Source organism: Agromyces binzhouensis (genome assembly GCF_004135055.1).
Taxonomy (GTDB): domain Bacteria; phylum Actinomycetota; class Actinomycetes; order Actinomycetales; family Microbacteriaceae; genus Agromyces; species Agromyces binzhouensis.
This window is the reverse complement of sequence record NZ_SDPL01000085.1, coordinates 1-9783: the sequence shown is the minus strand read 5'-3', so window position 1 is coordinate 9783 and position 9783 is coordinate 1. Positions and strand designations below refer to the sequence as shown.

Annotated in this window: 11 protein-coding genes; 8 read left to right on the top strand and 3 right to left on the bottom strand. The window is 72.1% G+C overall.

Going from position 1 to position 9783, the window contains the following annotated elements:
- Positions 1-608: IclR family transcriptional regulator (locus tag ESO86_RS06475; protein ID WP_129234157.1), on the bottom strand; the 608-nt coding region annotated here is incomplete at its 3' end.
- A gap of 117 nt (positions 609-725) precedes the next feature.
- On the opposite strand from ESO86_RS06475, the gene ESO86_RS06470 reads away from it, so the two are divergent.
- From ESO86_RS06470 to ESO86_RS06450, 5 genes are all read left to right on the top strand, one after another.
- Positions 726-1706 (top strand): hypothetical protein, encoded by a 981-nt coding sequence (locus tag ESO86_RS06470; protein ID WP_129234156.1) that lies wholly within the window; start codon positions 726-728, stop codon positions 1704-1706.
- 119 nt (positions 1707-1825) lie between these two features.
- Positions 1826-3388, top strand: a complete 1563-nt coding sequence (locus ESO86_RS06465; protein WP_129234155.1) for a Re/Si-specific NAD(P)(+) transhydrogenase subunit alpha — start codon at positions 1826-1828, stop codon at positions 3386-3388.
- Between the two features lie 39 nt (positions 3389-3427).
- Positions 3428-4840, top strand: coding sequence for a Re/Si-specific NAD(P)(+) transhydrogenase subunit beta (pntB, locus tag ESO86_RS06460; protein WP_242492238.1), 1413 nt, complete (start codon positions 3428-3430; stop codon positions 4838-4840).
- A gap of 147 nt (positions 4841-4987) precedes the next feature.
- Positions 4988-5593, top strand: coding sequence for a DUF308 domain-containing protein (locus tag ESO86_RS06455; protein ID WP_129234154.1), 606 nt, complete (start codon positions 4988-4990; stop codon positions 5591-5593).
- Positions 5590-5874: a hypothetical protein gene (locus ESO86_RS06450; RefSeq protein ID WP_207207034.1), complete on the top strand. Its 285-nt coding sequence runs from the start codon at positions 5590-5592 to the stop codon at positions 5872-5874. Before ESO86_RS06455 ends, ESO86_RS06450 begins: the two co-directional genes overlap by 4 nt.
- A 124-nt stretch (positions 5875-5998) precedes the next feature.
- Here the strand turns inward: ESO86_RS06450 and purB are convergent, their stop codons facing one another.
- Complete coding sequence (gene purB, locus ESO86_RS06445) at positions 5999-7384, bottom strand: adenylosuccinate lyase (protein ID WP_129234153.1); 1386 nt, start codon at positions 7382-7384, stop codon at positions 5999-6001.
- Entirely contained in the window at positions 7381-7908 is a 528-nt protein-coding gene (locus ESO86_RS06440) for a low molecular weight protein-tyrosine-phosphatase (protein WP_129234152.1), read from the bottom strand. Before ESO86_RS06440 ends, purB begins: the two co-directional genes overlap by 4 nt.
- Before the next feature lie 112 nt (positions 7909-8020).
- Between ESO86_RS06440 and ESO86_RS06435 the strand changes: the two genes are divergently transcribed.
- The 3 genes from ESO86_RS06435 to ESO86_RS06425 all read left to right on the top strand — a co-directional run.
- Positions 8021-8914 (top strand): aminoglycoside phosphotransferase family protein, encoded by an 894-nt coding sequence (locus tag ESO86_RS06435; RefSeq protein WP_207207033.1) that lies wholly within the window; start codon positions 8021-8023, stop codon positions 8912-8914.
- 177 nt (positions 8915-9091) lie between these two features.
- Positions 9092-9430, top strand: coding sequence for a hypothetical protein (locus ESO86_RS06430; protein ID WP_129234150.1), 339 nt, complete (start codon positions 9092-9094; stop codon positions 9428-9430).
- Positions 9427-9783: hypothetical protein (locus ESO86_RS06425; protein ID WP_165307415.1), on the top strand; the 357-nt coding region annotated here is incomplete at its 3' end. The genes ESO86_RS06430 and ESO86_RS06425, both read left to right, overlap by 4 nt.

Sequence of the window (9783 nt, the reverse complement as noted above, 5' to 3'; positions counted from 1 at the left end):
GGCTGGCCCGGCAGGGTGAGCGGCACGGCGACCGACCGGAGCGAGGGCACGACCTCGTCGTGGCTCAGCGCGTAGCCGCGGGCGCGGCTCTCGGCGATCTCGGCGCGCAGGGCGTCGGGCACGTCGACCGGCCAGGCGCTCTCGGGCATGGCGAGCAGGATCGCCTTGCCGGGACCGCCGCGGGTGATCGGATGCCGGTGGCCCGGACGGTACGAGACGACCGTCATGGTGTGCCGCGGGGCGGCGCTCAGCAGCGTGACGGCCTCCTCGTTGTCGGCGAGCACCGCGATGAGGCAGGTCATGCCGAGCTCGTTCGCGACCTCGGTAAGCTCGGGCAGTGCGACCTGCTGCAGGTCGCGAGCGACGCCGGCGGCGAGGGCGGCGAGCCCGGTGCCGAGCGCGAGCCGGCCGGCTGCGTCGCGCGTGACGAGCGTGTGCTCCTCGAGGGTGCGCACGAGCCGGTACGCGACCGAACGGTGCACGCGCAGGGCGGCGGCGACCTCGTCGATCGTCAGGTTGCGGTCGGCGTCGGCGAGCACCTCGAGCACGCGGATGCCCCGGCTCAGCGTCTGCGATCCGGCCGGCGCGGTCGGCTTGCCTGCGTCCACGTCGATCCTCCGTCACGTCGCCGCCCGAGCCGGAAGAACGCGGGCACTCGGTCGATAGTAGAACGCGTTGCGCGGAATCCGAACGGCCGGTGGCATCACGCGAGTAGGCTGACCGGCGTGAGCGGGTTCTCACGCGAGGAGGCGGCCGGCCGCGCCGGCGTCGACGTCACGTACGTCGAGCGCTTGGTGAGCCTCGGCATCATCGCACCCACGGGGCAGGATCGCTTCTCGGCGGGCGATGTGCGACGGATCCTGATGGCACGGTCGCTCGAGGAGGTCGCCATTCCGCTGGAGCGACTCGCCACTGCGCTCGAGCACGGCGCCCTCTCGCTCGGGTTCTTCGACGCGGAGGCGTACGAGCGATTCGCTCCGCTCACCGGCGAGACGTTCCAGCAGGTCAGCGAGCGCACCGGGGTGCCGATCGACCTCCTCACGACGATCCGTGAGGCGATCGGCTCGCCGTTGCCCTCACCCGACGACCTCATGCGCGAGGACGAGATGGCCGTGGTGCCCTTCCTCGAACTGCAGATCGCCGAGGGGTTCCGGCCGGCATCCATCGAGCGACTGCTCCGCGTCCAAGGCGAGAGCACCCGACGGATGGCGGAGGCCGAAGCGGCGTGGTGGAACGCCGAGGTCGTCGAGCCGGCCATGGCGGCGGGCAGATCGGCGGACGAGATCGGCAACCCCGAGTTCGCAGATCGGAGCACCCCGCTCGCGGAACGGGCGATGCTCGGCCTCTACCACGCGCAGCAGGCGCGGGCGTGGACGTCGAACATCATCGAGGGCTTCGAGGTGCTGATGGCGAGGGCCGGCATCCACAGTCACCTCGAACGGCCGCCGGCGATCTGCTTCTTCGACATCACCGGGTACACGCGCCTCACCCAGGAGCGCGGCGACGAGGCCGCCGCCGACCTGGCCGCGACGCTCGCGCGGACCCGCGGAGCTCAAGGGCGTGCCGGGGGCGATGCACCTCTTCCGCGCCGAGTTCGCCTGAGGGCGGCCGACCCCGCACCGGCTCTTTCCGATTCGCGAAAGAATGCGGGGTCTTTCCGCGTCGAAGAGCACGAAACATGGAGTCGGCGCAGTCCGGGGACCTAAAGTGATCGCGTGCAGCACCGTCGCCGCTCCGGCCCCCACCGGACGACGTGCTCGCACGGACCCGTCCACGAGGTGCCGCATCGCACCGACCCGCGGTCGGGCGATGAGAGGGAGTACGCATGACGCGCATCGGCGTCGTCACCGAGCAGGGCTCGGAGACCCGGGTCGCCGCCACGCCGGCGACCGTGAAGCAGTTGATCGGGCTCGGCTACGAGGTCGTCGTCGAGGCGGGCGCGGGCGAGGCGTCGTCGTTCCCTGACGACGCGTACGTCGCTGCGGGCGCCGGACTCGTCACGCGCGAGTCCGCGTTCGCGAGCGACATCGTGCTCAAGGTCAACCCGCCCGCTCGGGACGAGATCGCGGCACTCTCCCCCGGCACCACGCTCATCGGCCTGCTCAGCCCGGCGCTGCGACCCGACCTCGTCGAGGCGCTCGCCGCGCGTGGCGTCACGGCACTCGCGCTCGACGCGGTGCCGCGCATCTCGCGCGCGCAGTCCATGGACGTGCTGAGCTCGATGGCGAACATCGCCGGCTACCGCGCGGTCGTCGAGGCGGCGCACGAGTTCGGCCGCTTCTTCACCGGGCAGGTGACGGCGGCGGGCAAGGTGCCGCCCGCGAAGGTGCTCGTCGCCGGTGCGGGCGTCGCCGGCCTCGCGGCGATCGGGGCCGCGTCCAGCCTCGGTGCGATCGTGCGCGCGACCGACCCGCGGCCCGAGGTCGCCGACCAGGTCAAGTCGATCGGCGGCGAGTACCTCAAGGTCGAGGTCGAGGTCGAGCAGTCCACCGACGGGTACGCGAAGGCGACGAGCGAGGCGTACGACCGGCGCGCTGCCGAGATCTACTCCGAGCAGGCGCGCGACGTGGACATCGTGATCACGACGGCCCTGATCCCGGGCCGTCCGGCACCGAAGCTGATCACGGCGGCGGACGTCGCGAGCATGAAGCCCGGCAGCGTCGTCGTCGACATGGCGGCGGGCATGGGCGGCAACGTCGAGGGCTCGGTCGCGGGCGAGCGGGTCGTCACGCCGAACGGGGTCGTCATCCTCGGCTACACCGACCTCGCCTCGCGCCTGCCCACCCAGGCGTCGCAGCTCTACGCCACGAACCTCGTGAACCTCGTCAAGCTGCTCACGCCGGGCAAGGACGGCGAGCTCGTGGTCGACTTCGACGACGTCGTGCAGCGGTCGGTCACGGTCGTCCGCGACGGCGAGACGACGTGGCCGCCGCCGCCCGTGCAGGTCTCGGCTGCCCCGGCGCCCGGCGGTCAGGGCGGGGCGGATGCCGCGGCATCCGCTGCAGGCCCGAAGCCGAAGCGGCAGCTCTCCCCAGCCGGCCGCGCCGCGCTCATCGGGGTCGGGATCGCGGGGCTGTTCCTGCTGAACGCCTTCGCCCCCCAGCCGCTCCCCCAGCACATCACGGTGTTCGTGCTCGCGGTGGTGGCGGGCTTCTACGTGATCAGCAAGGTCGCCCACGCGCTGCACACGCCGCTCATGAGCGTGACCAACGCGATCTCGGGCATCATCATCGTCGGCGCCATCGTGCAGGTCACCAGCGAGGTCCTCGCGGTGCAGGTCCTCGCGTCGATCGCCATCCTGATCGCCAGCATCAACGTCTTCGGCGGGTTCGCGGTGACTCGGCGAATGCTCTCCATGTTCGCCAAGGGCGACCGGGCGAGCAGCTGAGCCGCGGACCGACCGAAGACGTCATCGAGGAGCCCCCTGTTGCCTGAGTCCCTGACCCCCGAATCGATCGCCGGCGCCGCGTACATCGTCGCGGCCCTGCTCTTCATCCTCAGCCTCGCCGGGCTGAGTCGCCACGAGACCGCACGAGCCGGTGTCGGATACGGCATCGCCGGCATGACCATCGCGCTCGTCGCCACGATCTGGGTGACGTTCCAGGGCGCGTGGGACCAGCCCGGCACCCTGCTCGGCCTCGGCCTGCTCGTCGTCACCGTGCTCATCGGCGGGTCGATCGGCCTGTGGCGCGCGCGCATCGTCGAGATGACGGGCATGCCCGAGCTGATCGCGCTGCTGCACAGCTTCGTCGGCCTGGCGGCCGTGATCGTCGGATGGAACGGCCACCTCGACCCGCCGGCGCTCGACGGCTCGCTCGCCGACATCCACCACGCCGAGGTCTTCATCGGCATCTTCATCGGCGGGGTGACCTTCACGGGCTCGATCGTCGCGTTCCTGAAGCTCTCGGCGCGCATGAAGTCGGCGCCGCTCGTGCTGCCCGGCAAGAACGTGCTCAACCTCGGCGCGCTGGTCGTGTTCGTGGGCCTGACCGTCTGGTACGTCATGGACTCGCAGCTCTGGCTGCTGGTCCTCGTGACGGCGCTCGCGTTCGCACTCGGCTGGCACCTCGTCGCCTCGATCGGCGGCGGCGACATGCCCGTCGTGATCTCGATGCTCAACAGCTACTCGGGCTGGGCGGCGGCCGCGGCCGGCTTCCTCCTGAACAACGACCTCCTGATCGTGACCGGCGCGCTCGTGGGCTCGTCGGGTGCCTACCTGTCGTACATCATGTGCAAGGCGATGAACCGCTCGTTCATCTCCGTGATCGCCGGTGGCTTCGGCATCGAGGCGCCCGCCAAGGCCGACAGCGACCTCGGGGAGTACAGCGAGATCCAGGCGGTGGATGCCGCGGAGATGCTGAAGGGCGCGAGCAGCGTGGTCATCACGCCGGGCTACGGCATGGCGGTCGCGCAGGCCCAGTACCCGGTCGCCGAGCTGACGGCGAAGCTGCGCGAGCGCGGCATCGACGTGCGCTTCGGCATCCACCCCGTCGCCGGCCGCCTGCCCGGGCACATGAACGTGCTGCTCGCCGAGGCGAAGGTGCCGTACGACATCGTCGAGGAGATGGACGAGATCAACGACGACCTGGCGGCGACCTCGGTCGTGCTCGTCATCGGCGCGAACGACACGGTCAACCCCGCCGCCGCCGAGGATCCGGGCAGCCCCATCGCGGGCATGCCGGTGCTGCGGGTCTGGGAGGCCGACAACGTCATCGTGTTCAAGCGCTCGATGTCGACCGGCTACGCCGGGGTGCAGAACCCGCTGTTCTTCCGCGACAACGCGCAGATGCTGTTCGGCGACGCGAAGGAGCGCGTCGAGGACATCCTGAAGTCGCTCTGACGCCGACGGCCGGTCGGTGACCGGCTGAGGGGGTGACGGATGCCGCGGCCCGCGTCGCGCCATCCGTCACCGCGTGCTCGGCGCCCAGCATCCTCTCGACGACGTCCCGCGTAGGATTGAACGGTTCCCCAGTCGAAAGAGGTCGCCGTGGCCGATGCCCGCGATGCCGCGCCCGAGCGCGCAGGCGCCTGGCTGCTCCCGGTGACGCGCGGGGCGCTCGCCATCCTCCCGTCGGTGGTCATCACGTTCTCGCAGGACCACTCCGCCGCACTCGGCCTCACGGTCTTCGGCTGGTGGGCGATCGTCGCGGGCGTCGTGGTGGGCGCGCTCTCCGGTCGGCTCGTGGCCGACCGCACGGCTCGCCTGACCTTCGTGGCGAACGGCGTGATCACGGCAGCTGCGGGCCTCGTCGCCCTCTGGCTCGCCGGAACCCCCTCTGCCGGTGTCGCCACGTTCACCTTCACGGTGGCGGTCTGGGCCGCCGTCACCGGCATCCTCGAGCTCTTCGCCGGGATCCGTGCGCGCGGCCGCGTCGCCGCGGCGCGCGACTGGCTGGCCGTCGGCGGGCTCACCGCCGCGCTGGCCCTCGCATTCGTCCTCCTCCCGCTCGATCCCGTCACCGCGGTGGGCCTCTTCGGCGCCTACCTCGTCGTGGCCGGCGTGCTGCTCGTGATCGGCGGGTTGTCGTTGAAGTGGGCCGCGACCGAGCCGACCGGCTCCGGCGACGCGGCATCCGGATCGGAGCGATCGTGACCAACTCCCCCGACGGCGGCCACCGTCCGAGCCGGCGAGACGTGCTGCGTCCCGTCGAGTACGTCGGCGGCGCCGCGATCGCCGCCGTCTTCACCGCCGTCATCGTGCTGTTCGGCACGCGCGACTGGACGCTCACGCTCATCACGCTCGGCGGCGTCTTCATCATCGTGCTGATGGTGCTCGCGCTGCTCTCCATGGCGGTCAAGCCCAATTCGAGCGAGCACGGCGACGGCGCGGGCGGCGACCCCGAGCGGCGTCAGGGCGGCGACTCGGCGCACTGAGCCGCCTGCCCGAGCGTCACCCGCTCGCGGGCACCGCACCGCACCCATTCGAGTGCGATTCCCGGGGTGGAGTGCGGGAGCAAGCGGCGCTCCACCCCGGACATCGTCCGTGAACGCGAGCGTGCTACCCGCGCAGGCGGTCGACCAGCTCGTCGGCGATGCCCGTGTACGTGGCGGGCGTCAGCGCGAGCAGCCGCTGCTTGGCGTCGTCCGAGACGTCGAGGCCGCCGACGAACTCGGCGAGCTCCGTCGCACCGACGCGCTTGCCGCGCGTGAGCTCCTTGAGCAGCGCGTACGGGTCGGCGATCGACGAGCGGCCCGCGGCCACCTCGGCGCGGATCACGGTCTGGATCGCCTCGCCGAGCACCTCCCAGTTGCCGTCGAGGTCCGCCAGCAGGAGGGCGCGGTCGAGGTCGATCTCGCCGAGCCCGCGGAGGATGTTGTCGAGCGCGAGCACCGAGTGGCCGACGCCGACGCCGATGTTGCGCTGCGAGCTCGAGTCGGTGAGGTCGCGCTGCAGGCGGCTCGTGACCAGCGTCGCGGCGAGCGAGTCGAGGATCGCGCTCGAGAGCTCGAGGTTCGCCTCGGCGTTCTCGAAGCGGATCGGGTTGACCTTGTGCGGCATGGTCGACGAGCCCGTCGCACCGGCGGCCGGGATCTGGCGGAAGTAGCCGAGCGAGATGTAGGTCCAGATGTCGGTCGCGAGGTTGTGCAGCACTCGGTTGGCGTGCGAGATGCGGGCGTACAGCTCCGCCTGCCAGTCGTGCGACTCGATCTGCGTGGTGAGCGGGTTCCACGTGAGCCCGAGCGACTCGACGAACTCGCGCGAGACCGTGGGCCAGTCGACGCCGGGCGCCGCGACGACGTGCGCCGAGAAGGTGCCGGTCGCGCCGGAGAACTTGCCGAGGTACTCGGTCGCCTCGACCTGGCGGAGGATGCGATCGAGGCGGTAGGCGACGACCGCGAGCTCCTTGCCCATGGTCGTCGGGGTCGCGGGCTGACCGTGCGTGCGCGAGAGCATCGCGGCGTCGCGGTGCTCCTCGGCGAGCCCGATCAGCTTGGCGATGACGGCCCGGTACTTCGGCAGCCACACCTGTGCGACGGCGTCGCGCACGGTCAGCGCATAGGAGAGGTTGTTGATGTCCTCGCTGGTGCACGCGAAGTGCGTCAGCTCGGCGAGGTTCGAGAGCCCGAGCTCGTCGAGCTTGCCGCGGACGAAGTACTCGACGGCCTTCACGTCGTGGCGCGTGGTCGCCTCGAATCGGGCGAGCTCGTCGATGTCGGCCTGGCCGAAGTCGGTGACGACCGCGCGCAGCGCCTGCTTCGCGTCATCCGCCAGGGGGCTCGTGCCGAAGAAGCCGCGATCGGTCTGCGCGATGAGCCACTCGACCTCGACGTGCACGCGCGCCCGGTTGAGGCCGGCCTCGGACAGGTGCTCGCCGAGTTCGCCGACGGCGGCGCGGTAGCGCCCGTCGAGCGGGCTGAGCGGCTGGGGAGGCAGCGAAGTCATCGGTTTCCTTGTCTGAGAGCCGGCGCGAGTTGCCGGAAGAGCGCCTGAGTCGACCGCTCTATCATCCCAAGAACCCGGTCGAAGGTCGCATCGTCGCTGTAGTACGGGTCGGGGACGTCCTGCAGCGGGGCCAGTTCCGGGTCGAACTCGAGCAGCAGGCGCACCTTGTGCGCGTCGACCGGCGTGCGCGCCCAGTTGCGCAGCACGCGCGACTGCCCGCGGTCGAAGGCGACCACGAGGTCGAGCATCGGGAAGTCGTCAGGGTCGAACTGGCGCGCGCGGTGGCGGCTGCCGTCGTACCCCGCGCGCTCGAGCGCCTCGAGCGTGCGATGGTCGGCCTGCTCCCCAACGTGCCAGTCGCCCGTCGCCGCGGACACGATCTCCAGGCGGTCGGCGATCCCCGCACGTTCGGCGAGGGCGCGCAGCACCACCTCTGCCATCGGGGACCGGCAGATGTTGCCGGTGCATACGAACGAGACTCGGAAGCGCTGCGCGGATTCCCCGGCGGGGTCCGCAGGCGTCATGGAACCCTATTCTGGACCGAATCCGGGGCGTGGAACAGAGCGGGATCGGGTGCGGGTATCGCACCGGTGCCGCACCGACCCCCGCGGTGACCGTGCGCGAAGGGAGACGGCCGTGACGGATGCCCCGCTGCCCGACCTCCACGTCGACGAGGCGCTCGCCGCGCGGCTGGTCCGGGCCCAGCACCCCGACCTCGCCGGCGAGGTGCGGTTCGTCGCGAACGGCTGGGACAACGCGATGTTCCGGCTCGGCGACGACCTCGCGATCCGGATGCCTCGGCGGCGCGAGGCGGTCGACCTCATGGCGCACGAGCAGCGCTGGCTTCCCGAGCTCGCCGCGCGCCTGCCGGTCGCCGTGCCCTCGCCGGTGCGGAACGGACGGCCGGCGCCCGAGCTCGGATACGACGCGCCCTGGAGCATCGTGCCGTGGTTCAGCGGGGCGAGCGGGCTCGCGTTCGACGTCGACACGCGCGGCGTCGCCGTGGACGCACTCGCCTCCTTCGTCGCCGAGCTCGGTGCGACCCCGGCGCTGGCGGACGCGCCCCGCAACGCCTGGCGCGGCGTCCCGATCGCGCACCGGGACGACGACGTCCGGGCACGACTGGCGAGCGGGCGGATCCCGGATGCCGCGGGACTGGTGTCCGTGTGGGAGCGCGCGCTCGGGGCATCCGCCTGGTCGGGACCGCCCGTGTGGCTGCACGGCGACCTGCACCCGCACAACCTCCTGCTCGCGCCCTCCGGCTCGCTCGTCGCCGTCGTCGACTTCGGCGACGTCACCGCGGGCGACCCGGCGACCGACCTGGCGACGGCGTGGCTGACGTTCGGGCCGGCCGCGCGGCGGCGCTTCCGGGCCGAGCTCGAGGAGCGTCGCGGGGTCGACGAGGCGACCTGGGACCGCGCGCGCGGGTGGGCGCTCGTGATCGCATCCGCGGTCGTCGACCGCACCGGGCCGTCGGGACCGTTCGGAGCGGTCGCGTCGGTCGCGTTGGAGCAGGTGCGCCTCGACTGACGCACTCCGGCGCGATCCGCGATCCGCGATCCGCGATCCGCGTGCCGGGGTCCGGTCCGGTCGTGCGGCCACGCGGTGCGCGGGCGTGCCGTCCTCCCCAGCCCGACTCCGGTCGAGTGGCGCACGCGATCGGGGTTCGCGCACCTGCGGGCTCGAGCCCAGGGCGAGGATCGCGGGGTGATCCCGTCCACGTCCGCCTCCCCCGCCGCAGCCGAACTCCGACTCGGGGCGATCGATCAGGCGCTCTGGGCCCTGAGACGACTTCGCGTCGAGGTCGAGCAGGTCCGGCCGGGACTCGTGCTCGAACGTCTCGAGGGATGGCACGACGACGCGGCCGGACTCTACGCGGATCGTGCTCGTGAACTCCGCTTCGCGCTCGCCGGTGCCGAACGTTCGCTGCTCGATGCCGAGGAGCGGCTCGCGGTCGAGCGCGAGCGTGCACGCGACGCGTGCGCCGCAGCCCGCTCGATCGTGACACCGGATCGTCCGGTGACCGGCGCGGGCGGCGCGTGGTGAGCGGGCTCGACGTCCGCAGCGGCGGTCCGCACTCCGTCGAGACGGAGTCGCTCATCGCCGAGGCCGTGCGCCTGTCGGCGGTGGCGCACCTGGTCGACGGGTGGGCCGGCCGTGCCGCAGCCCTCCGCGTGGAGGCGGAGACGGTGGCGACGTCCGACCCGGCCGATCGTGCCCGGGGCGCCGCGATCGACCTCGACACCGCCCAGGCGGGTTTCGGATCGGCGGGCCGGGCCGCATCCGTGCTCTCGGCGTCGCTGGGGCTGAGCGCAACGCGGTACGTGATGGCTGAGGGCCTGGTCGCGGGCCTCGCCGAGGCCGGACGCCGGGTCGCCGCCGGGCTGCTCGGGGTCGCC